Genomic DNA, 23612 nt, shown 5'->3' with positions numbered 1-23612 from the left:
GCCACCAGATCTACCGGAGATTGCTGACAGTGTTCCCCCTGTTCTCGCCCTGGTGAGGTCTTGTCGGAGGCTTGGCAGCGGCCACGGCTTCTGTGAGGCGATCTAGCCGGCTGTAGAGGGCCTGTACGAGGCGGGCGCGGTTCTGGACGCAGCGGGCGGTGCCCTGGAGCGGGGCGGACAGGCGGCCGTCCGCTTCGCGGAGGATGACTTCGGCGAGGGCGCCGCGGCCGTCGCTCTTGGGCAGGGCGGCGGCGAGACGCCGGACGTCGGCAGCGACCGCGCGGGCGTGGCCGGTGAGCTGGAGAGCGATCTGCTCGTAGTCGCGGGGAGCGAGGTCCGGGTCCTTCCACGCGAGGACGGCGGTGACGAGGGCCTCGTGCGGGGCACAATCCAGGGGCAGTTCGGCGTCCAGAGGCCCTCGGGATCGTGGAGCACGGCGTAGGCCCCGCTCACCGCATGCCCGCCGCGTCGTCGGCCTGGCCGTGGTCGCCCCTGTCGGCGTCCGGGTCCGGGTCGGCGAGGTAGCGGGCGTAGCCGCGTACGGCGCGCTCCCGCAGCGCGGGTGAAGGCCGGCCGAAGTCGGGCCGCTGGAGGCCGGGTCCGTCGGGTGCGGGGCCGGCGGGTGTGGGTGCGCTCATGGGCACCGCCTCCGTGTGCTGAGTGGTCGCGTCGGTGTCGCTCGACGCTACGGAGGCTCCGGCTCCGTCCTCAACGAGATTGCGGGAAATTGCGGAAGTTCACCCCAGGGCGTCGATCGCGGCCGCGATGCGGTCGCGGGCAGCATCGCCGTAGACGGCCATCTCCGCGAGGCCGGCGAACGCCTTGGCGTAGTCGGCGAGCTCGCGCGGCTGCGTCACCTTGATCTCCGCCGTCAGCGTCTCCACCACGGCCACGGTGTCGTCGTGGAGGTAGAACGCCTCCAGCGGCCAGACGGTGCGCTGCGCGGTGAACGGGATGATGCCTAGCGAGACCGAGGCGAGAGGCATCACCGCCAGGAGGTGGCGCAGTTGCCCGCGCATCGCCTCGGGGTCGGCGGTGCGGAACCGCAGGACGGACTCCTCCATGAGCACGACGTAGCGGTGCCCGCCCTCGTAAAGGAACCGGGAGCGCGCGACCCGGGCGGCGACGGCTTCGGAGACGTCGTTCGGCGTCCCCTGGAACGTCGTGATCTGCCCCATCAGGGCGGTGGCGAAGCCGGGGGTCTGGAAGAAGCCCGGGAAGACGTTGGAGACGTAGACCCGGCAGACGCGGGTCCGTTCGTGCAGGGTGTTCCAGTTCTGCTGGACCTTGCGCATCCCGTCCTTGTGCAGGCGGCGCCACTCCAGATACATGGAGTCGACGGCGCGGGCGGTGGCGATGAGGTCGTCGGCCTGGTCGTCCGCGCCGCACGCCGCGCACCAGGCGCGGATGTCGGTGTCCGAAGGCGGGGCGTCGCCCTTCTGGATGCGGGTGGTCTTCGCCGGGTGCCAGCCGCACCGGGCGGAGAAGTCCTTCCCGGAAAGGCCGGCGTCCTTGCGCAGGTGCTGCAAGCGCACGGCCAGCGCCTCACGGGCGGCCTGGGCGCTGGACGATGGGGATGTGCTCACGGTGCTCTACTCAGTGGGCCTGGACGGTGTACTTCTCGTGCGGGATGGCGCGCTCCCAGACCCCGCCCGAGCGCCAGAACGTCGCGTCGGTCCGCTTCACCCCGTCCATCGGGCGGCCGGCCAGGAACCGGCCGATGCCGAAAATGAGGGACTCGGCGGTCTCCTCCACCTGCTTGTCGAACTTCGTCTGTGCCATCGGCCGGGCCCTTTCGGTGTGCGTCCCGGCACCTCACACCCGGAAGCGGACACGAACCGTACGGTCCAGGTGCTCCGCAGCAGCAGCAAGGTGATCGAGACCGGGCGCACCGCCGTGGACGAAGGCGCTCTCACTGAGGACGGCGCCGTGGGGGCCGTCGTCATCAACACCGCCCGCGAGGTGGTGTGGGCGTGCTACTTCGACGACGGCACGTGCGCGCCGGAGGAGATCACCCTGCCCGAGGGCCTGCAGAACGTCCCGGCCCCCGGCGAGGAAGGGCATAACGACTGGCTGTATCGGTGGGAGCAGCACATCACCCGCCTGCTCTGACAAGACAGGCCGCAGTCACCAGTCACAGCTCGGGCCCGGTCCTCCGGTAGGAGGGCCGGGTCCGACGACCGTGCAGGCGCTGTTCAGCGGGTCTCGGTATTCCCCTGCGGCCGCACCGCCTTGTTCAGCGTGGGGTTGGTGTCGCTCTTCTTGTCGGAACCGATCATCGCTGTGTTGGTGAAGGCGGCGACGAAGTCCGGCTGCGGCGCCGGGGCCGGAGCCGGGGGCGGAGAGGCGGGTGCGGGAGCCGGCTGGCCGCTTCCCTGATTCTGTCCGTTGCTCATGGGGCTCAAGTGTGCAGCAGGAGTGCGACAGTCGACAGGCCAAGCCCCGCAACCAGCGACCACAGGCTGACCCCCCAGTACCGAGCCTTCAGCTTCTGGCGCCGTGCGTTGACCTCGAAGATCGATGCCCGAGAGGCCGCCAGTGCGGCCAGGACCTGACTCTTGGGCAAGTGCACGTGGTCAGCGATCATCTGAGGAGGCTCCAGCTCCTTGTGCTCCGCCACGCGGATTGTCAGCACTCCCATGAACAGGGCGACGGCGTACGCGGCGAAAGCTCCGTAGGCGAGGACATCGTGGTGCTTGTGCGTCGCCAGAAACTGCGCGGCGGTGGCCGCGAACCCGATCAGGAACACCGTCTTGGTGTCGATCTTCGCCAGCGACTCCGACTGTCGCGTCAAGCGCGAGGCCGCCTCGGTGTTGAGAAGTTCCAGCGTTTCCTTCTGCGCCTCGAGTTCAGCCGGTGTCATCGTCATACCGAGAGCCTAGGAGCCAGGGCCGGAGGTGCCGCAGCCCGCTCTACAGATCGAAACGACTCACGTGCCCTCGGGCTCCTCCGCGCGGCGGACCTCGCACTGATCGAGCAGCCGGGCGAAGTAGCTGTAGGCGGCCAGCCGTTCCATGCCCTCCTGCTCGGTCAGCTCATCTCGGGTGTGCGTCGCGACGTTCCTGACGGTGAGGTTCAGCCCGGTCGCGAGGTTGTTGAGCGCGCCAGCCAACGGTGCCAGCCCGCCGCGCATGCTCTTGGCTGTCTGGTCCTCCGCCGGGCCGGGCCAGGCGAGCTTGGGCTTGCCTGGCTCAGGGTCGCCCCCGGAGAGAGTCTGCTGCCAGAACGAGGTGTCGGTCACGTCGTTGCGGCCCAGACGTTCCTTCCAGTGCACGGTCAGTGCCTCCGACGCCTCCCGCACCGCAACCCGGTACTGATGGGTCGTCCAGTGCGCGGCCGCCGCCGTCCAGATCACCTCATGGAGCTCGGACGGGGCGAACCCTGGTATCGCTGACTCCGCCGCCTCCTCCGCCTCGCTGATCATCGTGCTCAGACGACCCCGGACCCTGGCCGCCGTGGCACGGATCTCCTGGGGGGTGAAGATCGCCTTCGGGGCCGACATCAACGCCCAGTTCTCGATCGGATCCACGACACCGAGCCCGGCGACGCGCATACTCGCCCCCGTGACGGCGACCGCCCGCGCAGCGGCCCCCGCAGCCTCCGCCACATCGAGCTCCAGCGTGCGGACCGCCGCCTGGTCCTGCCCCTCCTTGGTCCACACCGTGGGGAACAGCCCTCGCGTCCGCATGTGGTCCGACTCCTCCTGGGTCTCCATCCAACGCCCGAAGACTTCCTCGAACCGCTCCACAGCGGCCATCAGCCGCTTCAAGTAGTCCGCGCTGTACGTCGCCACGCCCTGCCCCCTCCATCGGATCGTGCCTGCCTGACACCGAGAGCCTAGAAGGGCGCAGCGCGGCGGCTGCTTACGGTGGACACCGTGACACCCTCATCCGATGACGCAGCCGAGCCGGCCGGGTGCGCCAAGTCGCCCGCGCGCGGCGGCGTCACCACCGTCGTCAGCAGCGCATGGCGCTCATCCGGACCGCGCCCCGCATCGGCTTCCACTCCTTCCTCCTAATCGGCACCATCGTCTTCGGCATCGCCATCACGCTGATCGCGATGGGCAGCCTCGCCTCGGCCCTCCCGCTGTTCCCCGCCGCCGGGGCCGCCTGGGCCCTCGCCCGCGCCCTGCGCCGGTAACTCCATGAGCAGGGCCACCTGACCCGCACCTGCGGTCCGTGCGAGAAGTAAGCATCCGCTGCCCCCGACTCCACTGGGATCGGGGGCAGCGCTGGGTCGCGGTCCATGCAGCAGTTCTGTTCAGACCTGCAAGTCCAGGCCCGGTCAGTCACGGAAGAGCGAAACCAGCCCCTGGTCTTCTGCCCGGAACCGTGTTCCCTCTGCCTCCTGACGCAAGCGCTCCTGCTCCTGGCGCTCCCGTTCGTCGGCTTCGCCCCGCTGCTCGGCTGCGACGGCCCGGTCCTGGCAGTCCTCGCACAGGTGCGGGTGTGACTGGCGCTTGCTCCAGTCCCGGGTGTAGCCGATCGCCTCCCACGTGGCGTCGGTGAACTTCTGCCCGCAGTTACACACCGGCCGCCGCGCCTCCCGCTCCCCGGCCTCGCCTCTTCACGGCGCACCGCGCGCTCACGAAGCTCGGCAGGGTAGGGGGACGGACGCGCCATGACTCGATCCTCTCAGGGATCGAGCCTCCATCAGCCCCGGAGCGGTTCAGCGTCCCGGTGGGGAATCGTGACCACGGGGGTGGGCAATTGCCTGACGCTGATCATGCAAATCATGGGGAACTGCCTGACCGTCGACAGTCCCAGGTCGTCAGCGTTTGATCCTGCCGCGTGCCGCCAGCGCGGCAAGTCCGAGAAGGACTGGTTCGCTGAAGCGGCTGAACATCTCGATCCACGTGCCGACGGTGGTGAGGTCCTGGTCGCTGGAGCGGAAGACGACGGAGTTCAGCACGACGCGCCCGGCCTTCTTCGCCCGGTCAGCGGTCCAGCGCTGGCTGAGCGGTCCGGAGAGGGTGGGGTCGCTCTTGTCGATCACCAGATGGATCCGACTGCCGGGGGCGGGCATGGTACCGCTCGCGGTCTGTTGCGGCTTCGGGTTGGGCAGGCCCCACAGCATCATCAGCAGCACGGTCAGGGCCATCGCAACCCCGAGCGCGACCATGGCTCGGGAGGCACGCAGGCCGTAGCCGGAGACGAGCCAGTAGGCGTTCAGCAGGATGCGTTCACCGAAGGGAGTGTCGTGGTCCAGGCGGCGCATCTCCATCTCGCCGTAGTAGAAGTCCGCGGCACCGGGCTCGTTTTTGCCGTCCTCCAGGGCCTTGCGCAGCTGCCGGTAGGTGGCGGCCAACTCCTTGGGCCCCGGGGTCGTAGCCGGGTCAGGGTGGTCGGGGCCGGGCTGCCAGCCTCGGGTGTGGGCGGGGCGGCGGCCGGGGAGGGGCAGGGCGCGCCAGTGGTGTTCCTCAGCGACGGTCCGGCGACGGGTCCAGGGAGCCGGTGGCTCGTCGAACGGAATGTGACCTTCGAAGCGCAGCTGGTCGAGGTGATGGGCGCCGGTGAACAGGCAGGCGGACAGGTCTACTCTGGACACCGCCAGGAAGGCGACGTCCACGCCCGCCAGCATGGCAACCGACGGCTGAGGATCTTGTCCAGTCAGCGGGTCTTCGGGGACCAGGGTGTCGTTGAAGGGGAACGGCCGTGGGTGGAAGTTGATGGCGACGGGCTGGGAGAGCACGGCGTCCAGCAGGTTGATGTCGGCGTAGCGGACGTCGAGGGTGAGCGCCGTGTTGATCTGCGCCGCCTCCAGGAGAACTTGCGCTGCGGCGATCCGTATACGGATCGGGCAGGTCAGGACCGCCCGGCTCAGGTCCAGTATCCCGCCGCAAACGATGGGGCCCACCAGGGGCCCGGTGAACATCGTGTCGGGCAGGTGGGCGCTGTCTTTAAAGCGGGCTCCGGCGAAGACGGCGTCACGGCCGAACGTCGCCTCGGTGAACCATGCTGTCTCTTCGACCTGTACCGAGACGAAGACGATCCCGTCAGTGAACGTCACTCCGTTGAAGACCGCTCCGCCGAACATCTGGGCACGGGAGAACAGAGCCCCGCTGGCGAACCTGGCGTGCTCGAAGTCAGCATCCCCGGCGAAGAGGGTGTCCTGGAACCAGGCGGAGCTCAGGAAGTCCGCATGCTCGAAAGCGCCGGCCTGTTCGAAAACGGCTTCCTCGAAGACAGCCTCACCGTTGAAGGTGACCTCGTAGAACAGGGCGTCGTCCGAGAACTGGACACACCAGAAGAATGCCTCGCCGTTGAATGTGACGCCCGTGAAGTCGGCCCGGTCCAGGAAGCGGGCGCGGCCGAAGTCTGCCTCGCCGAAGGTGTTGCCGACCGTCGCTTTGAGCTCTTCCAGCAGTTCGCGGGTGAAGGGCACGCCGCGGCAGTCCACGGCGGCGCCGGGCGATAACACCGCGAGCGCCTGGCGCCGCTCCTCCGGCTCCAGGTGAGCCAGGCACCGGTCGTACGACTCCCACGGCACACCGAAGCAGGCGCCGCGCTCGCCCGGGAAACCGCAGGCAGGCCACCGAAGCCGGGGGTCATCACTTTGGAAGGCCAGGATGGGGCGACCCGCATGGATCAGGTTCACCGGGCCTGCAGGGCGCCGCTGTCGATGAGTCCCTGGATGTAGGACGGCCAGTCGCGGGTGAGGCTCTGGGTGATGCCGTCTTGGACGTCCTGGCGCAGCTGCGGAGTGATGTGTTCGACGTCGCCGTTCGGGTAGTGCAGGCGCAGCCCTTCGCGGCTGGCGTCACACAGGATGGCGTGGGCCTTCTGGGTGAGCGTGAGGTAGAGCTGCGGGACCTGCGCGTTCAGGAGTTCATCGATGACGGCCTCGTAGTCGATGCCGAGATCAGGCCAGGTCTTGCCCTGCTTGTCGAGCCACAGGGTGACGTCGGAGAGGAACACGGCCTTGCCCGGACCGTCGCCCGGGTCTCGGGCCAGGCCGGTGGCGAGGTCGAGCGCGATGCCGGCGCCCTTGCTGACGAGAGAGCGGGGGATCATCGTCGGCGCGATGGCGACTGCGCACTCTCCCCAGCCGTCGCGGGTCTCGGTCGGCCAGGGCAGCCCCAGCACGAGCCATCCCACTGGTGATAGCAGCGCGTTGCCCACCGTGCTTATCCCCTTTGGTTGTAGATCACTGACCTCTGATCTTTTCGCCTGGGGTTCGCGGTGAACAAGGCGTTCATCGGCCACCCGTCGGTTCCGTCTGCCGTCCGCGAGGCCCGCCGACGGTGGAGGCTGTGACGACACCGTCCGACCGATCTGCCAGAGACCCGAGCGAGTGCCAGTCCAGGATCGTGCTGCCCACCGATCCAGTACTGCGCAGTCTCACCCGTCGTCCTGGACCAAGTTCGTCAGGTGACATTGGCGCCGCCCGGCGTGCGGTTCTTCTGTCACGCCCCAGGGCGGCCGCCGTCGTGTGAGTTGTCGAACGAGTCGTGGGAACACCACATGCTCAAGCTGGAGATGGGCAGCCGCGATCCAGGCGGACGAGTGGTACGCCTCGTAGGAGGTGCCGACTGAAGCGGGAACTCAGGAATCTGGCGACGTCGATTCCTGAGTTGGGCTGTGTCAGTCGGCCCGGCCTTCGGCACGCAGGCAGCGCATGTCCTTCTCAGAAGGAAACATCGAAATAGTCGATGTCGGTGAAGGCGACCTCGAGGCCCGCGGCACGGCGTCCGCCGTCCCTGAAGTAGACCTCCTGCAGCCCTTCGGCGACGATGTCACGCATCTGCTGGTCGCTGGCGCCCTGTTGCTGGGCGTCGAACAGACGGCGGGCGTAGGCCGGGGGGAGGTGGACGGTCAGCCGCCGTACCCGGCCGTCGTCGGTGGTGCCGATCGGCGCGGTGTAGCCGAAGCGGGCCCGGGTCTCGACGGTGATCCCGGTGCTGATGGTGGCCTGCTTCCTGCGGTGTCCCCGGATGCGGGGCTGCCAGCGGGCCCGTACGGCCGCGTCGATCCGGTCGGCGATGTCCTTGGGCGGGTGTTTGCGCTCGCCGGTGCGGTAGCGCTCCACGGACCGCTGGCTGACCCCGATCTCCTCCGCGACAGCCTTGGTGGTCTTCAACTTCCCCACCAGGAAGTTGATGCGGGCTCTGAGGCCCTTGGGAGGCTGACGGGTGAACGCCTCCTGGTCGGCCCGCTCGATAGCGTCCTCGATCTCCCCCACTGGTCAGCTCCCGTCCGTGAACGGGCCGTGGACGTACCGCTGGGGGATCAGGCGGGCGCCTGCAGCCGGGGCGAGGCCCACGACCAGGCGTTCGCTCACGCCGGAGGCCGTGGCGGCGTCGGTTGAGAGGCAGCCGAGGCTGCGTAGCTCGCCAACCGCTTTATGGACGGCGTCGCGGCCCTCGGTGGCCAGGCGCTCGTCGCGCGTGAGGGAGACCAGTTCGCTGACCGTGGGCTCCTGGCCGGGGGTGTAGCCGGTGGCGAGTTCGGCCGGGGTGCCGCGGGCGCGCCAGGTCAAGCGCATGTCCCGCATCGTCCGCGAGGGCAGCGCCGGGTTATGGGTGGGCGGGGCTGTGGGAACGGGCCACTGTGAGGGCAGGCCGTCGGGGGTGTTCATCAGGTACGACTCCGATTTGTGTCCGTGCCTGCCTCAAGCTGGGACGGCATCATGCCAGTGTCGGTGGTCACGGCCTTACTCGCCTTCGTCGAAGACGGCGTCGTGTAGGTTCGCGCCGCCATTGTCATTCCGGGCCGCGGTGACCTGCTGCTTGTGCCGCTGTCTCATCAGATGTCCCGCGGGTTCCGTCTCAGTACGGTGGCATTTCTTCATGCCGCATCGTCCTGCTGGTCCTCGTCGGCCTTCCAGGTCTGGTCGAACCAGGTGATGAAGTCCATCACGGTGCCGACGCGGGCGATGCGCTCGTGGATGGCTCGCTGGTCGTGTCCGGGGAGGAAGTCGCCGCGTTCGATCGGTTTGCCGCAGCCGCAGTTGCACTTCCGGTTGTCCAGCGGCGACTTGAAGTAGGTGATGGGGTTCTGCTGGGCGCCGTTCGGCGCGGGTTTGCCGACGTAGTGGTCGTACACCGGATGCCCGGGGCCGAGGATGCGTCCTTCGAAGGCCCGCCGGCCGTCGGGGGTGTCGACGACCCGGTCGATCTCCATGGCCTGCCTGATGATGACCCCTCCGCTGACGACAGCGAACCGCTCTCGTTCGACGCGCTCTCCGGGCATCACCCAGGTTCCCCGGGCGATGTCGTGCAGCTGCTGGTCGGAGAGTCCTTCGGTCCATCCGATCTGTGATCGCCCGAAGGCGTCCTCCCGCGGGTCAGTCAACCTGCGTCTGCCCAGCGTGATCTGGATCATCCGCCCTCCTTGAGAGACCAGTCTCTAACGGAATCGACGAGTCTAAGGTAGCCGAACGAAGCTAGACCATCAATCTCCCTTAAGCCGGAGTCCCATCGTCTGTTGGTAGGAGGTACTTGCTGCGCTCGGCGCCGAATCTGAGCTGACCGTGAAGGGGCGATACTGCCGCGAGGTGGTGGTTCCCCTGAGCTAGGGAGCGCTGCGTCCGCGGTGCCGACCTCGACATCCAGGGAAGGGACCATTGCGCTGCCTTGCCGTTGCTCCAGAGGAACGTGATGGCTGGTTCTGGAGCCGGGGGAGTCGGCCGACCGTATCGTGCGCCGTGTACAAGTGGCCCAGGAAGGGACGAGGGATGGCCAGTTGGGCTTCGACACGATGGGGACGCGGCGTCATCTTCAGCGTCGTCGCCTGCATGGTCGGCGGAAGCGTCGTCGCTGTGAACGAGGGCTGGATGCCCTGGCAGTCAGAGTCCGAGGGGCAGCTCCAAGTGCGTGTCGGGAGCCTGCCCGTCGGCAAGATCGGCGACGTGACGGTGCGGGGGCCGGAGGGCATGACAGAGCATGTCACCCGAACCAGCACCCTCACCGGTGTGAAGCCGGGCCGGTACACCATCACGGCGGGCAGGGTGCGCGGCACCGACCATGACCTGTACCCCCCGACGGTAGAGCAGACCGCCACGGTGGCTGCTGGCGGTAGAGCGTCGGTGACGGTCGACTACAACACGGTCATTCCTCATACGACGAAGCCTGTCGACGCTGTGGAGATCCGCGAGGTCGACGGCGATTCGGTCACCTTGGCACCCGGCAGCGCCACCGCGAGGAAGCTTGCCGTCGGTGATGTGCTGGTGGCCGGGGTTGGCCCGGACACTCCGGAAGGGCTCCTGCGGAAGGTCACCGAGGTCCGCACGAGCGGCGGCGGGGTAACCGCTGTCACCCAGCCGGCGACGCTGAGGGAGGCTGTGCCGCAGGGACGCCTCAACATCGTGGACGCACCCGTGATGTCGCTGGAGGAGGCGATGCGCCGGGAGGGAACAGCAACAGCTCGGCATGCCGCCTTTACCGGTCCGGTCAGGACGGCCAATCTCCTCGCCGCCGGCGCTGTCACCGAGGATGACCCAGAGCTGGAGGTGGACGGCGAGGGAGGGTTCTCCTTCCTGCATAACTTCGCCGACAGCAGTTCCAATGCCGGGGCGGACAAGGATGACTCGAAGCGGGGGGAAGGCAGTCTGGCGTGCGCCGGCGGAGGTTCGCTGCCGCTACTGATGGAGGCGGCGTTCACGGCGACGACGCCAAGGATGACCCTGGACACCAGTTGGGACCACGGTAGGCAGAAGGGTGTGAGGTGGGCGCTGAATGCCTCCCAGACGGCCGGGTTCGGCGCCGAGTCGAACAACGTGGAAGCCAAGTGCGACGTGCGCTGGCTGTACCCGAAGAAGCCGATTCGTCTCGGCGTCATCACGGTGTCCCTGGGGAGCGTGCCGGTGGCGATCACCGTGAAGGGCGCCCTGACCGGCGTGGCTGGCTTCGGCGGCAAGGCTGCCGTGAAAGTCAACCAGGAATCGCATTTCGAGGCGGGCATCGAGATTCCGGACGGCGGCAAAGCGAAGGGCATCGCCACGTTCGACAACAAGTTCACCCTGAAAGAGCCGCCGTCCTTCGAGGTGGAAGGGAACATCAAGATCGGCGGCCGGCTCTCGTTCCACCTGTACGGCACGGACGTCGGCCCCTACCTGGACATCACCCCGGGCCTGAAGCTTGTCTACAAGGAGAATTTCGGGCGGCAGGGAACCATCAAGACGGAGCTGCGCGGCGGCTTGTATACGACTGCCGGGATCGATCTGGAATGGCTCGGCTTCAAAGACAGCGCTGTCGAGATCTCGGACTTGTTCCACATCGACAAGGTGCTGTGGGAGAAGACCTTGCGCGAGTCACCGGCCGACAGGGCGGCCAGGGAGAACCCAACCGACTGCCCCGATAACGCCACCACGACGGCGGCAGTGGCCGACCTGGAGGAAACGACCGGCGCCGTGGGCCTGCAGGTGACCGGCCGGAAGTGCTGGAGGGACTGGGCGGTGGTCGACTGGGTGCCTGACCTCTACGCGGACCGGGTGTCGGCGACCGTGTTCAAGCGCAAGGATGACAGTTTGACGCCGACGGTCACCATGCTGGGCGTCGACGGGCCTGCGGGCAGTAGCCACAACGCGACGTGCACCAAGGTGAAGGGCATGAAGGTGCCGGCTGGCTTGCTGGACTTCCTGTGCCCGACCAGCACCGGCACCTCCGCGACCGCCGCGTTCAACCCTGTGTCAGCGGACGTGTTCGCGTCCAGCGGGTACGTTCCGACACTGTCCGACACGGACCTGAAGGCACTCCGTGGCCCATTGCGTGCTGTGCAGGCATGCGGGAACTGCGGCCCCGAGGGCGGTGACGGGTCCGCGCAAATCATCATGCTGTTCTACGGGAACCGGTACGTCGGCATGGTGCAGGAGGGCAAGGCGTACAGCTTCCGTGAAGTGGTCAGCCAGAACGGCACCCAGGTCACCTCACGCGTGCGGTGGGCAAACCCTGATGACCCGGTGTGCTGCCCCAGCGGTGACGAAGTCACCTACCAGCACACATGGCAGAACCACCAATTGCAGTACACAGAGTCCGTGGCGAGTGGGCAGTAACCGACGTCGCTCCGACACGTGGGTGCTGCCGGACCTCACCGGTCGAGGGTGCCATCCGCGTACTCCGGGTCGTCGGCGCCGGGCAGTGCCTCGGGCCAGGCGGGGTCGGACAGTGGGGTCCGGCGGTGTCGTACGGCCGAGTTACGGAGCTGCATGGTCGCCTGGGCAAGGTAGGGGCTGTCCGCGAGCCACCGGAGCGCGTCGTCGCGTACGGGGTCGTGGCGGCGCAGGGCCACGGCCCGGTCGAGGACGTTGAGGAGCATGCGCTCCGGGCCCCCCGACAGCCCCCGCACGAGCCGCTCGAGGTCGGCGTAGCCGGTGGCGCGTACCAGGTGTCTGAGGGGATGCGGCCAGCGATGCACCATGCTCTTGACGTGGTGACCTTCGTGCTTGCCCTGCTGCGCCATCCTGGCAGCGACCAGAGTGGTCAGGGTGACCGCGGCGGAGGGTTCCACCAGGCACAGGCGTTCCACGAGGAAGCCGGTGGTGGAGATCACGGTCGTGGTGTCGGCGGCGCGGACGGCTTCCGTGGCCATCTCGATCGTGTGTGCGCGTTCGACCGTCTCGCCGATGGGTGCGAAGCGGCACAGGCAGTGGAAGCGCAGCGCGGCGGCGGTGGGTGCGCGGCCGGCCTGGGGATGGTCGGCGGGGAGCTGGGCGATCGGCGCCAGCGCGGTGTCCAGCTTGTCCCAGCCGTCCTCGCCCGCCGGGCCGGCGAGTTCGCTGACGCCGTGGGCGTTCCACCGGGCCAGGGTCTCCAGGCCGGACCTCCACTGCGTCGGGTTGAGGTACTCGGTCAGCAGGCCGGCCTGTGCGGTGAGGGACGGCCGCTCGGCAGCCCGCATCCAGACCAGGCCACTCCACAGCCGGAGCGCCGCCTTCTTGGTCTCGTCGTCGGGGAAGGCCTGTTGCCCGGTCCACAACCGTTCGCACCAGTCGGCCAGCTTGAGACCGTGACGCATCAGCAGGGTGTGGGCGATGTCGACGTGGGGATGGTCGGCGGCCTGGCTGACCAGCTTGGCCAGCCAGGGAATGTCGGCCAAAGCGACTTCCTCGTCCAGGGCGTGCGCCACGAGGTCGGGGTGGGCCGGGGCGTGGTCGCGCAGAGAGGCGTGCAGGATGGAGTTGACCGCGTTGCGCTCCGGCTTGCCCCAGGTGCCGCCGTCGCCGTAGGACGGCCAGTCGTTGGCCCCGCGGGACAGCTCTCGGGTGCGCTCCTGTTCCAGGGCCCTCCATCGTCGTAGGGCCTTCGACTCCCTCCCGCGACCGGTGGTGTCGGTGGCCGCGATCGGCGCGAGGAGGCGGGTGGCACTGTCACGCACGAGGAACACGCGGTCGAGACGGGCCGGTTGCCAGCCTGTGCCTCCGCCCCACGCGTCCTTGACGACTTCCCGGATCTCGGCGGCGGGCAGGGGGTGCAGGCCGCTGGCGGCGAAACGGGCCGCGCGGTGCGGGCGCGTGCCTGGTGCCCGCATGCTCATTTTCTTCAGCTGCCGCGCGCACCAGTCCCGAGCGGAGCGGGTCCCGGGCTCGTCGCCCGGTGCGCGGAGCAGTGCGGGCAGCAGGGACTCCGCGACGTCGTCGATCTGGTCGCTGTCCCCGCAGCGTGCCACGGCATGGTCCAGGAACTCGGGCACACCGCTCTCGGCGGTGCGCAGGCGGGTGCCGAGAGCGGCGACGCGCGCCCGGATCCGCATCTGCGGGCCACTGAAGACACCGCCGACGCCCACGAGTTGGTCGAACACGGTGATGGGCGGCGCATCAGCGAGGGTCTCGGCCCAATGGGCGGCGAGCAGGACATGGGCCTCCTGCTGCTCGCGCTCCTCGCTCTCGTAGCTCTCGCCGTCGGCGTCCTCGCCGGGGCCCGCCAGCACGGTGCCGAAGGCGGTCCCGGCCTTGCGTACGAACGCCGCGGGGCGGTTCTGGCGGCGGATCCGGTCCGGATTGCCGAGCTTCTCCGCCAGCACGGCGGCACGCCCGATGAGCGCACCCCAGCCGCTGAGGTGGCGATGGGCGCTGATGGGCGGGATGCACTGCCACAGCCAGCGCGCGGAACGGTGGTGCTCGGCGAGGTCCAGCAGCTCGGCCATACGCGCGGCAGCCCAGTCCGGCTCGGCCGAAGCCATCGCCGTGACAAGGCGCACGGCGTGGTTGCCGTGACTGGTGGCCTCCTGCACGGACAGGCCCAGCAGCCAGGACCACAGGCAGGTCTGCGCAGGGCAGCAGCCCCGTGACGCGCCCGCGCCGGGTGCGCGGTCGACGCACTCCTGGGGACGGATGCACAGGTCCCGCAGCAGGTCCCTGACCGCTGTGGCCGCTCCTCTTCCGTCGTCCTGCCCGTCCATGCCCACGAATCGGCACACCAGGTCAAGTGCCCTGCGCCGAACCTTTGGAAGCCGATGGTGCTGGAGGATGACGAAGAGGTCCTCGGTGACGCGCCGGGGATCGGTGTGATGGTGAGTGGGCAGCAGCTCCATCATGGTGGTGACGAGGGCGAGCGGCGCCTCGGGCAGAAAACGGTGCACCATCACCTTGACCGCGTGCGGTACGGAGGGCAGCAGGGCGTAGGCCCGCAGGGCGGTGAACCGGAGGTAGTGGTTGTCGCTGATGACGAGCCGCTTGATGAAGTCGGCGGCCGCCGGGCGGGCCGCCCGTTCGTCCCGGACGCCTTGCACGATCGCCTGCTCCGCGATCACGGAACGCAGGAAGTCGTCCGGGGTGGCCTCCAGCCGCCGGCCCAGCTGTTCGAAGATCTCCGGCTGCTGACGGGTATTCACCAGGGAGACCAGGCAGCGCGCGGCCGCGTACTCGTACAGCGTCTGGTGGAAGAAGCGGGTGCTCGAACCGTCGTGGCCGCCGCTGCCGGTCAGGACGTTGCGGCGGTGCAGGGCGGTCAGAGCGGCGGGGGCGGTGACGGGCAGCGGACGCGGGGCCGCGGTGCCGAGCAGCCGGACGGCGTGCGCCGAGGCGACAGCGACACCGCCGTCACGGAGCATGATCCTCGCCACGCCCTCGGCCGCCGGTGACAGATCGTCGGCGTCGACGATGCCGGCGCTGCCGTGGCGACGGTCGCCGACCACGCGTTTCGTCCAGTAGGCGTCGTACAGGCCCGCGGCATCGATCTCCGTGGTGGGTACCTGGGGGGCGTAGACCTCGAACAGCATGCGCAGGGTCAGTGGCCGGGCCACGACCTCCCGCATCGGCAGACCACGGACGGCGGCACCGATGACCGCGTCGTACGCCTCGCGGCGGCGTGCCGCTGTCTGACCGCGGTAGTAGTGCGCGCAGTACGCGTCGACGGCGTGTTCGGCCTCTCCGCCGAAACGGAAGTCGCCCAGCTCCTGTACGGCGGACGGTGTCGTGCCGAGGACGTCGTACAGGAGGTCCTGGTCACGAGTGCGGCAGGAGATCACCAGCGGCACCCCGTGCTCCGCGCAGCAGTCGACCAGTTCGCGGCACACGGCCCGCCCGTGGTCGTCGGCCAGCAGCACGTCCGCGCTGTCGAGGAGGACGATCACCGAGGCGCGGTACGTCGGCTGGTGCAGTAGCCCGTCGAAGAGGGTCAGCAGGTCCGTCGTCTCGCGGGGCAGCAGCAGGTCGTCGGCGCGGAGCAGCAGCGGGTGACAGTGCACGCGCGGTGCGCCGTCCCGGGTCTCGCCGTCCTCTCCGCCCTGAGGGTCCGGAAGGGAAGAGCGACCGGTGAGCCGCGTGGTGAGGTTCCACAGCAGGCTGGTCTTACCGGTGCCGGGTTCGCCCAGCACGAGTTCCACGCGGGGCGCCCGGTTCGCTCGGGCCAGGCCGGTGAGCAGTCTCCGGGCGAGGCGCTCCTCACAGCCCCGGGTGATGTAGACCTGGCTCAGGCTGACGTCGGCTTCGTCATTGAGCCGGTCGGCCGCTCTCAGCGCCGCCGAAGTGGCCGCCTCCAGTTCCTTTTTGCCTGCCCAGCCGCCGCCACCCGCGGTGCGGGACGGCGGCAGCAGCTGGCCGGCCTTCTTCAGCTCACCGGCCAGGGAACCCGGGATGTAGCCGCGGAAGGGGGGTTCCACGCACAGGTGGGCCACGGCTTCGACGAGTGCCTGACGGTCACTGCCCAGTTCCGCGTCCGGTTGTTCGAGTTCCGAGTACAGCCGCTGGAGCGTCACGGGGTGGACGACCGTCATCCGGCCGGGCAGCCGGGGCTGGCCCTTCCGTTCGCGGTCCTCGCGGTCCTTCCTGAGCTGCCGGCGGACCAGTTCCCGCCAGGCGTCCGACGCCTGTTGCTCGTCCAGTTGCTGCTTGGTGCGCAACAGCAGCAACTGGTGGCCGATCAGCTCCTTCAGCAGCCGTGCCGCCCTGACGCCGGGTGCGGTGCCGGGGCCGCTGTCCCGGCCGGCCGACCGCGGTGTACGCCGTGTGCCCCCTGATGCCATCGAGCCCCCCATGCAATACGGAACGCCAGGGTAGAGCAGCGTAACCGCCGCGCGGCGCCCTCCCGTTTGCGCTGGACCTCAATCCCATTCGGTCCTCCTCGCCCTGACCAGCGGGTTTCTCTTCTCCTTAGAAGCTCACCCCGGATCGCTTCGCCCGCGGCGACGCCCTCAGCAGCATCGGTCACACGCCGGCTTCCACCGGGGTGTGGCCACGCCTCGCCGATCGACACCTGGTGAGGTACTCATGTTCCGTCCGTTTCGATCCGTCCTCTCCGCATGCGCGGGGTGCCTCCGTCGACTCACCGTCTGCGGCTCGCCGCTGCCGTCCGCTCTGCGCCACCTGCTGGACCACGCTCCGGCCCTCGCCGAGCTGTGGACTCACCCCGTTGCCAAGCTGGTGACGGACCTCCTGCTGGACAAGGGCTTCCGGCTCACCGTGCTCGTCGTCGCCTCCCTGGTCGGGGCACGCGTCCAGGCCTGGTACGCGCGCCTGAGGCACAGGAACTGACACCCACGGGCCGGGCCGCAGCACGAGGAGGGCTCCGCGTCGACGCCGGATAAGATGCGGAGCCCGCCAACGGCGGGGCCGTACGCGATCGCCCTCCGGCTCCCGGAGGGCGATCGCGAACCGGTCACCAGTCGGAGCGCCGGTGAGGTCGAGCGGAGAGCAGCACTGCGATCACCTTGCGGAGCCCCGCACCTTCCGCGGTGAATACTTGCTGATGGAAGTAACTGAATCCGGGTCATGAACTGCAGCCCCGGCAGAGTGAGGACCATGGCTCTGTTCCTCGCCTCGCACCGGGAGAACGACTGGGCCGCGATGGAGATCAAAGGAGCCCTCGACACCAGCACTAGCCGGGAGCTTTGTGCATCTCTCGGCTGGCCCTTGGCCGGCCACCGGGCATGTCGTGGCGCCGGGCCAGGTAGCTGATCATTCCGAGTGAGAAGCCGGTCTCCTCGGCGAGCTCGCGGCAGGTGCGTCCAGCGGCCCGTTCGGCACGGAGCCAGTCGAGATCGATCTGGCGCCACCGGGTCGCTTTGCCCTCGCGCGTCATGCCGTACTCGCGGACCAGGACCTTGATGGCCTCCTCGTTCACGTCGGCGTGCTTAGCGATCCACTTGAGCGAGCGGTACTCCTCGAGGTAGAGGCGGGCGAACTTGTCCCTAGGGAGCGCGGCGCGAGCACGGCGAACGGTCGCTCCTCTCTCCCACTTCGCGGATCTTTTGGGGGGTGCCGGCTGCTCCTGCAGGACGAACCGGACAGCGTCATGGCTGACGCCCAGGCGGCGGGCTGCTTGAGCTGTCGTCAGGGATTCGTCCCGGATGAGGCGGTGCAGCGTGCCGAGGTCGATGTCCCCCAGGTCGCACCCGGGCAGGTCGAGGTCGTCGATGATGTCCGTCGGCGGTTGCCAGGTGAGGGGCTCGTCATGGATCCCCTGCCGGGCGAGGAACTCTCGTGCGTGCCCTTCGAGTTGGCTCACCAGCGCGGGGGTGAGGTCCGTTTCGAAGGTTCGCAGCATGGTCCGCAGCTCCTGAGTGGCGGGCGCGTAGGCGGCCGGAGCGAGGGTTGCCGGGAGGCCGCTGATCTGTTCGAACAGCAGCGCTCGGGCGAATTGGTTCCGCCGCACGCCGCCGGCTTCGAATTCGATGTCCCGGCAGAGTTGTCTCCAGGCGCCCAGGGGCAGCAGGTCGCGGTAGTCGGTCGCGCGGCGGCGGTCGTAGTCGATCGGCGATCCCTCCTGGTCGAGGTAATCCGCCAGCGCGGACAGGCCGAGACTGATGGCCTTCCAGTGCCCCTGCTTCGTGAGCCGGAACGCCATGTGGGGCCCGAGCCTGTCTTCTGCCGGGGATCGAAGGCGCCGGGTCGCTGTGGTGAAGTCTCCCGTGCCGCCGATGAGCAGGAGGTAGCACGACAGGGCCGGGCGGATGGTGCGCGAGAGGGCCCCGTTCACAGGGCTCAGCCGCGCGGACCATGCCGGCCAGAGCTGCGTCGGGGTCCTGCGGGCCCGCTGAGTGGTCCGAGTGGTCGCCGAAGGGCCGGGCCTTGAGGGCAGCCGGTCCGCGGTGCGGTAGCGCAGTTGATCACTGTGTTTGAGCCGGGGAGCCAGCGTCGCGAGGTGGATCGCGTCGAATACCGGGCTGGTGTGGGCCCACCGGAGCCCGACCTTGAGCGGGATGGTGCCGTCGGCGTCGCTGATCAGGTGGCGAAGGGCGGCTCCGGCCCGGTGGGCATCGCCCTGCTCGAGGATGTGCAGGGCCGCGCTGACGGCGAGGGCGGCGGCCGCGGCCCGCTGCGGGGCCAGGCGTCCCGGACGGGTCTCCTCGACGGGGTCGAAGGACCGCCGCTTGTCCGGTACGGGCTGCTGGTGCAGCGCCAAGATCTCCGGGGGGACGAAGCCCGCCAGCCGGTCGGGGTCAGGGACGCGGCGAAGGAGAATGCAGGCCAGTGCCCGAAGGTCGCCGAACAGCGCAAGGCTGGGCTGGGGGTGGTCCTGGTAGACGCCGAAGTCGGCCCGGCCGCGGGAGATGGCCTCCTCGATGAGCTTCTGGGCCGCGATCACGGATCCCCGTGCGGCGAGCGTGAGCGCAGGAACCTCCTCGAACGGCTGGCCGCAGCGAGCCGGCGGAGTGTCCTTCTCCGAAGGGCTGTGGCAGCGGCCCGGAGTGATCGGGTGCCGGGTGGTCGCCGGGAAGTGCCGCGGCATGCGGCTGCAGCGCGGGCAGGTGTCGACCAGCAGGATGTGGTGGTCGAGGCAGGCGAAGGACCAGCCGAGTCTCCATCTCAGCAGCCACCTGCCGCTGTTCTCGGCCAGGCAGGCCGGGCAGTAGCGGGAGCCGCGGGGCCGTCCCCAAACATGCCTCGCCGCGACCCGGCGCCGCTGGGGGTCGACCACGTGGGCCCGGCCGTCGTAGCGGGCCAGGGTCATGGCGTGCACCTCCGTCTCTGTGGCACCGGCGGACCAGGCGAAGGCCGCCGCCTGGTCCGTACCGAGGAGGGTGACCAGGCGGCCCAGCACGCCCGAGCTCACCGGCTTGGACGGGCTGCGGGGCAGCAGGCCGATCGAGGCCAGGACGTCGCCCGTGGTGGTTCCCAGCCGGTGGGCGATCGCCTCCCACCAGGAATCGAGTGCCTCGCCCGGATGCGGGGCGAGGCGGATCGGCAGAGTCCGCGCGTGCGTCACCGGCGAACCGCCTTCCGACCGGTCCGTCGTGACCGCTGGCCCTTCAGGAGATTGCGTACGTCGTCCTGGGCCAGGTGGGCCGCCTGGTCGATCTTGACCCGGCTGAGGAGATCCTCATCGAGACGCTCGGCGCCGGTACGAACAGCTCGCTGGCAGCCGCGGTTGATGAGCGTCATCAACGAGCCGATGTGGCCGCTGGAGCGGATGAACAGGTAGTCGAACAGGTCGTCGGCGAGCATTCCCCGGTACTTGCCGCTCAGCACCAGGCGCTTCTCCAGGGCCAGCAGCAGCTGCCGCCACTCGGCGCGGCCCTGGTCGGTCTTGAGCTCGAAGGACCGCATGTCCAGGCGGGTCGTGCGCCGGCCCGTCTGGGCCAGGACCGCGTTGTCGTAGGTCTCGCCCTCGGAGAACAGGCCGCGCTTGGCCAGGCCGACGCCGACGAACAGCAAGGTGACCGGGAACTCGTTCGCGATGTACTTGAAGTGGTTGCTCACCTCGACACCGCCGCTCGCCCTCCACCGCAGGAAGTGCAGATCGTCGACGATCAAGAGCCTGACATCACAGGAGAGCACACAGTCCAGGGCACGCTGGGCGAACTGTGCCGTGGTGCCGGTGGTGCGGCCGGGATGGCTGAAGAACTCCAGCATCGCCCGGTTGAAGTCCTTCATCCCGGTATTCCCGGTCAGCCCCACCCGGCAGACCGGGAGCCGCTCGTGCCCGCCGGCCGTGAACGCGCCGCTCTCGGCGATCTCCCGGCGGTGAAAGTCCCGGGCGAAGGCCAGCACCGCGGTCGTCTTGCCCAGCCCCGGAAAGGCGTCCACCGCGACGGCGCCCTTGGCCTTGTCGCCGTCCTGCTGGTTGCTGTCGACGATGTCCCACAAGTCCTCGTGCAGCTCGGCCAGCTGCGGCGTGCGCAACGGCCCGAGGTTCGCGTGCCACACGCGCCGGGCCTGGTCGTACTCGGCCCGCGCCCGCTCACCCAGCGCCAAGTACTTGCTGCGCGGCAGCAGTTCGGGCTGCATGCGCGCCTCCGCGTCCGCGAACGCCGCCCAGCCCTCCTTGCGGGACAGCGTCAGCGCGTCCAGACGGTGGGCGTCTCCCGGCGTCCAGGTGCCCTCGCTGTTCACGCGTCCTCCAGGGCGTCGGTGTAGAAGTCGCTGTCGTCTTCCAGCTCCACCAACTCGGCATCGTCGGCCACGTCGTCGTCGCCCGTCTCCTGCACGGCCTCCGCCGCGAGGTGCGGCTCTGCGTCGGGGAGTTCCATCAGGCGCCTCACGCTCGGCAGCGTGGCGACGCTCTCCTCGGCCTCGGGAAGGTCCAGGGCCGCCTGTTCCCGGGCGAGCCTCAGCGCCATGCGACGTTCGACCAGCGAGGTGCCCAGGCCGAGGTTCCACCGCTCGAACAGGTCACGGACCGCGGCCTTGTCGTCCGGGAACCGGTCACGGACCGCGGCCAGGCGGCGGGCGAACTGCAGTGCCTCCTCGCTCACCGGCATGTCCCGCCCCGGCGCGTGCTCCCAGGCCAGCGCATGCCACCGGCGATCGGCGGGATCACGGAAGTAGACCGCGTTGATGTCATCCGGGTTCACCGCGATCGGCCACTTGCCGTCCCGCTCATCGCTGAGCAGCCCGCGGTAGGGGTCCAGGGCAGCGCCGTTGTAGCGGCGGGCGTCCAGATCGATTCCGTAGTGCTGGATCCTGCGCCGTTCCACCCGCAGGAACTCAAACGCCAGGTCCGGATCACGCGGGACCTCGATGTAGCCGGCCCTGTTCAGCCCGTGCTCGAACATCGCCGCTGGCGACATCCGCAGCCCCGGCACCCCTGGATCGACCAGGCTGGTGTGCGGCCGGTGGTGATACACGCAGGCCACCCACTCGCGGATGATCGCCTCAAGCTCGTGGAGGAAGAAGAACGCCTCCCCCTCCGGTCGCTCGCCGCGCGAGTGTAGATCGGGCCCCTTGTAGCCGGGCAGGCCCTGCAGCAGGTCCTCGCGCAGGGTCAGAAAGAACCTTTCCAGCGGGCCCTTGTCCCGGCCCGTCCGCAGCCGGGCCGGCTGCACCGAGATCCCCAACCGGCGGCAGACGCTGGTCAGATGCTCCGAGACGAACACCTTGCCGTGGTCGACCAGCACCGTCTCCGGCACCAGCGCGGGCGACGCCGCCGAGCGCATCGGCCCCTCCAGCGCGGTGGCCTCCACCAGGACCGACCTCGGGATGCCGTGCTCGGGCCAGACCGCGTGCGCCGGCCAGTCCTGGCCCGCGGGCCGGGGTCGAAACACCTGGTAGAGGGCGACACTGGCGTCGACGGCCTTCGTCGACACCGGCGTGATCCTGATCCCGCAGACGCAGCGTGTGTACCAGTCCATCGCGACCGTGAGCTCCGCCTGCAGCCACTGCAGCGTGACCGGGTCCAGGGCGAACACGTCGAGGCGGTTGGTGTCCATCAGCAGGTACTCGCCCGGCCGGGTCGGCCGCAGCTTCCCGTAGACCCCGCCGGGCCGGGCGGCGATGTCCCGGTTCCGCTTCGTGCTCAGCCGGAACGTCGGATGACGCCGCTCGAGGTCCTCAAGGAGACGGTAGGCCGTCGCCCGGCTGGGCAGGTCCTCCTCCTCGAACCCCCGGGCCAGCAGCCGGGCCCGGGTCCGCTCGATGACCATCTTGCGCGACGGCTTGGACTGGCCCGTGTGCTCGATCATCACCTCCAGTGCCGCCTCCGACCACGGCTCCGCGTTCCGGTGCCCGGACCGCGGCCCGCTGCGGGCCGGTACCAGTCCCGCCTCGCCGTCCTGGCGGAAGGCAGCCGCCCACCGCTTGACCGTGCGCGCGGCCACCCCCAGCTCGGCCGCCTTCGCCGCGTACCGGCTCTCCAACGGCTCGCCCACCGTGTAGGCGGCGCGAGGCTCCCCCACGGCCGCCAATTCCTCGCTGCCGCTGCGGAACCCGGTGAGCACCTCCCTCACGTGCGCGGCCCGCTCCAGCACCAGCTCGCGCTCCCCGGCGTCCAGGCGGGCCAGCACGACCGCCGCCGTCTCCTGCGGGTCGTCGGAGGCAGGCCCGGGCCCGTCCGGGATGATGCGGGCACGGTCGGAGAGCAGCAGTTCCTTGACGGCCAGGCGCAGCAGCCGTCCCCGGCCGTCCTTAAGGACCACTTCGCCGCCCGCCTGCGTGCTGGCGAGCTCGACCACCTCGACGATCTCGCCGTCGTAGGAGAAGCGACTCCCTACTCCCACGCGCACCGCGGCCCCGCTCACGACGCCACCCTCAGCACACTGCGGGCGCTCAGCGGAACGCTCAGGTCGGTCATCCACTGCTGTTTCCACAGCAGATGCAGGGCCGCGGCCCGCACCAGCGGAGCCGGACGGTCCGGCAGGCAGGCGAACGCCTCTCCCAGCGTGTCCCCGTCCACGACCCGGTCGCGTACTTCGTCGAGGATGACCGGATCGAAAAGCCTCTCCGGCTGCGGCTCCTCGTCCACGGGCAGGTCCGGTATCTCCTCGGGCAAGTCCGGCTCGAACAGCCAGTCGCGGCGGTAGCCCGCGAGGAACCGGACGTTGGCCAGCTCGGCGTCCGGCGGTTCACTCCACACCTCGTAGCGCCAGCCTCGGGACTCGACCGCCTCCCGGGTCCAGGCGAAGGTGAACGCGTGCTCCGGCCGGGCCTCCCGGTGGCGCGGCTTGACGTCGACGACCAACGGGCCCGTGGTGGTGGCCATCAGGTAGTCCGGGATGTGCCGGCGCAACGCGCCGTCCACGCCGGCCCTCAGCAAGAAGGGCTGGGCCACGATCGCCGTCACGTCCCGGTCGAAGTCGGCGTAGAGCAGCCGCGCGAGCTCCAGCCGCGACTCGTAGATCACGTGATCCGACTGCGTACTCGACCAGTACGAACCCGAGTAGTGCTTCTGCCCCATGTACCAGCGGAACGTCCGCCACGGCTCGGCCGCGTACAGCATCTCCAACGGCGCCGACTCCCAGGCGAGGCCCTCGGACACCTCGTCCTCGGCGAGCCGTACACACACCTCTACATCCACCATC

Annotated in this window: 20 protein-coding genes and 1 pseudogene; 4 read left to right on the top strand and 17 right to left on the bottom strand. The window is 69.4% G+C overall.

Annotation, left to right across the window (positions count from 1 at the left end):
* Positions 1 to 10: 10 nt before the first annotated feature.
* The 4 genes and pseudogenes from ACH4D3_RS19715 to ACH4D3_RS19700 form a co-directional block, all read right to left on the bottom strand.
* A pseudogene (locus tag ACH4D3_RS19715) lies at positions 11 to 453 on the bottom strand (DUF6415 family natural product biosynthesis protein).
* Positions 450 to 638: a hypothetical protein gene (locus ACH4D3_RS19710; RefSeq protein WP_398323580.1), complete on the bottom strand. Its 189-nt coding sequence runs from the start codon at positions 636 to 638 to the stop codon at positions 450 to 452. The pseudogene ACH4D3_RS19715 and the gene ACH4D3_RS19710 overlap by 4 nt, the downstream one beginning before the upstream one ends.
* A 99-nt stretch (positions 639 to 737) precedes the next feature.
* Positions 738 to 1586: a helix-turn-helix domain-containing protein gene (locus ACH4D3_RS19705; protein WP_398323578.1), complete on the bottom strand. Its 849-nt coding sequence runs from the start codon at positions 1584 to 1586 to the stop codon at positions 738 to 740.
* A 10-nt stretch (positions 1587 to 1596) separates the two neighbouring features.
* Positions 1597 to 1782: a hypothetical protein gene (locus tag ACH4D3_RS19700; RefSeq protein ID WP_398323576.1), complete on the bottom strand. Its 186-nt coding sequence runs from the start codon at positions 1780 to 1782 to the stop codon at positions 1597 to 1599.
* A gap of 69 nt (positions 1783 to 1851) precedes the next feature.
* Between ACH4D3_RS19700 and ACH4D3_RS19695 the strand changes: the two genes are divergently transcribed.
* A complete protein-coding gene (locus ACH4D3_RS19695) occupies positions 1852 to 2112 on the top strand; it encodes a hypothetical protein (protein WP_398323574.1) in 261 nt (86 codons plus the stop codon).
* 83 nt (positions 2113 to 2195) lie between these two features.
* Here ACH4D3_RS19695 and ACH4D3_RS19690 read toward each other — a convergent pair whose 3' ends face one another.
* Genes ACH4D3_RS19690 through ACH4D3_RS19680 form a run of 3 tightly spaced genes read right to left on the bottom strand, consistent with a single transcriptional unit; the run spans position 2196 to position 3793 of the window.
* Complete coding sequence (locus ACH4D3_RS19690; protein ID WP_398323572.1) at positions 2196 to 2396, bottom strand: hypothetical protein; 201 nt, start codon at positions 2394 to 2396, stop codon at positions 2196 to 2198.
* Between the two features lie 5 nt (positions 2397 to 2401).
* Complete coding sequence (locus ACH4D3_RS19685) at positions 2402 to 2869, bottom strand: hypothetical protein (protein ID WP_398323570.1); 468 nt, start codon at positions 2867 to 2869, stop codon at positions 2402 to 2404.
* Between the two features lie 60 nt (positions 2870 to 2929).
* Positions 2930 to 3793, bottom strand: a complete 864-nt coding sequence (locus ACH4D3_RS19680; protein ID WP_398323569.1) for a TIGR02391 family protein — start codon at positions 3791 to 3793, stop codon at positions 2930 to 2932.
* A 173-nt stretch (positions 3794 to 3966) separates the two neighbouring features.
* On the opposite strand from ACH4D3_RS19680, the gene ACH4D3_RS19675 reads away from it, so the two are divergent.
* A complete protein-coding gene (locus tag ACH4D3_RS19675) occupies positions 3967 to 4140 on the top strand; it encodes a hypothetical protein (protein WP_398323567.1) in 174 nt (57 codons plus the stop codon).
* Between the two features lie 630 nt (positions 4141 to 4770).
* Here the strand turns inward: ACH4D3_RS19675 and ACH4D3_RS19670 are convergent.
* From ACH4D3_RS19670 to ACH4D3_RS19650, 5 genes are all read right to left on the bottom strand, one after another.
* Positions 4771 to 6489, bottom strand: a complete 1719-nt coding sequence (locus ACH4D3_RS19670) for a pentapeptide repeat-containing protein (protein WP_398323565.1) — start codon at positions 6487 to 6489, stop codon at positions 4771 to 4773.
* Positions 6490 to 6593: 104 nt separating this feature from the next.
* Entirely contained in the window at positions 6594 to 7097 is a 504-nt protein-coding gene (locus tag ACH4D3_RS19665; protein ID WP_398323563.1) for a hypothetical protein, read from the bottom strand.
* 529 nt (positions 7098 to 7626) lie between these two features.
* A complete protein-coding gene (gene tpg / locus ACH4D3_RS19660; RefSeq protein ID WP_384503192.1) occupies positions 7627 to 8181 on the bottom strand; it encodes a telomere-protecting terminal protein Tpg in 555 nt (184 codons plus the stop codon).
* A 3-nt stretch (positions 8182 to 8184) separates the two neighbouring features.
* Positions 8185 to 8484, bottom strand: coding sequence for a hypothetical protein (locus ACH4D3_RS19655; protein ID WP_398323561.1), 300 nt, complete (start codon positions 8482 to 8484; stop codon positions 8185 to 8187).
* 302 nt (positions 8485 to 8786) lie between these two features.
* Complete coding sequence (locus ACH4D3_RS19650; protein ID WP_398323560.1) at positions 8787 to 9323, bottom strand: hypothetical protein; 537 nt, start codon at positions 9321 to 9323, stop codon at positions 8787 to 8789.
* 352 nt (positions 9324 to 9675) lie between these two features.
* Between ACH4D3_RS19650 and ACH4D3_RS19645 the strand changes: the two genes are divergently transcribed.
* The gene (locus ACH4D3_RS19645; protein WP_398323558.1) at positions 9676 to 11991 is read left to right on the top strand and encodes an LppP/LprE family lipoprotein; all 2316 of its coding nucleotides are present in this window, start codon (positions 9676 to 9678) and stop codon (positions 11989 to 11991) included.
* 35 nt (positions 11992 to 12026) lie between these two features.
* Here ACH4D3_RS19645 and ACH4D3_RS19640 read toward each other — a convergent pair whose 3' ends face one another.
* The gene (locus tag ACH4D3_RS19640) at positions 12027 to 16400 is read right to left on the bottom strand and encodes an NACHT domain-containing protein (RefSeq protein ID WP_398323556.1); all 4374 of its coding nucleotides are present in this window, start codon (positions 16398 to 16400) and stop codon (positions 12027 to 12029) included.
* A 244-nt stretch (positions 16401 to 16644) separates the two neighbouring features.
* Here ACH4D3_RS19640 and ACH4D3_RS19635 point away from each other — a divergent pair, with 244 nt between their 5' ends.
* Positions 16645 to 16908, top strand: coding sequence for a hypothetical protein (locus ACH4D3_RS19635; protein WP_398323554.1), 264 nt, complete (start codon positions 16645 to 16647; stop codon positions 16906 to 16908).
* A 343-nt stretch (positions 16909 to 17251) separates the two neighbouring features.
* Here the strand turns inward: ACH4D3_RS19635 and ACH4D3_RS19630 are convergent, their stop codons facing one another.
* The 4 genes from ACH4D3_RS19630 to ACH4D3_RS19615 are packed head-to-tail and all read right to left on the bottom strand — an operon-like array spanning position 17252 to position 23611.
* Complete coding sequence (locus ACH4D3_RS19630; RefSeq protein WP_398323552.1) at positions 17252 to 19582, bottom strand: TniQ family protein; 2331 nt, start codon at positions 19580 to 19582, stop codon at positions 17252 to 17254.
* The gene (locus ACH4D3_RS19625) at positions 19579 to 20709 is read right to left on the bottom strand and encodes an AAA family ATPase (protein WP_398323550.1); all 1131 of its coding nucleotides are present in this window, start codon (positions 20707 to 20709) and stop codon (positions 19579 to 19581) included. Before ACH4D3_RS19625 ends, ACH4D3_RS19630 begins: the two co-directional genes overlap by 4 nt.
* On the bottom strand, positions 20706 to 22832 hold the full coding sequence (locus ACH4D3_RS19620) for a helix-turn-helix domain-containing protein (protein ID WP_398323548.1): 2127 nt from the start codon (positions 22830 to 22832) through the stop codon (positions 20706 to 20708). Before ACH4D3_RS19620 ends, ACH4D3_RS19625 begins: the two co-directional genes overlap by 4 nt.
* Positions 22829 to 23611, bottom strand: a complete 783-nt coding sequence (locus tag ACH4D3_RS19615) for a TnsA-like heteromeric transposase endonuclease subunit (protein ID WP_398323546.1) — start codon at positions 23609 to 23611, stop codon at positions 22829 to 22831. Before ACH4D3_RS19615 ends, ACH4D3_RS19620 begins: the two co-directional genes overlap by 4 nt.
* Position 23612: the final 1 nt, after the last annotated feature.

The organism is Streptomyces sp. NPDC018026 (assembly GCF_044327745.1).
Taxonomy (GTDB): Bacteria; Actinomycetota; Actinomycetes; order Streptomycetales; family Streptomycetaceae; genus Streptomyces; species Streptomyces rubrogriseus.
Note: the sequence above shows the minus strand (reverse complement) of the source record. Positions and strands in the feature narration are given on the sequence as shown.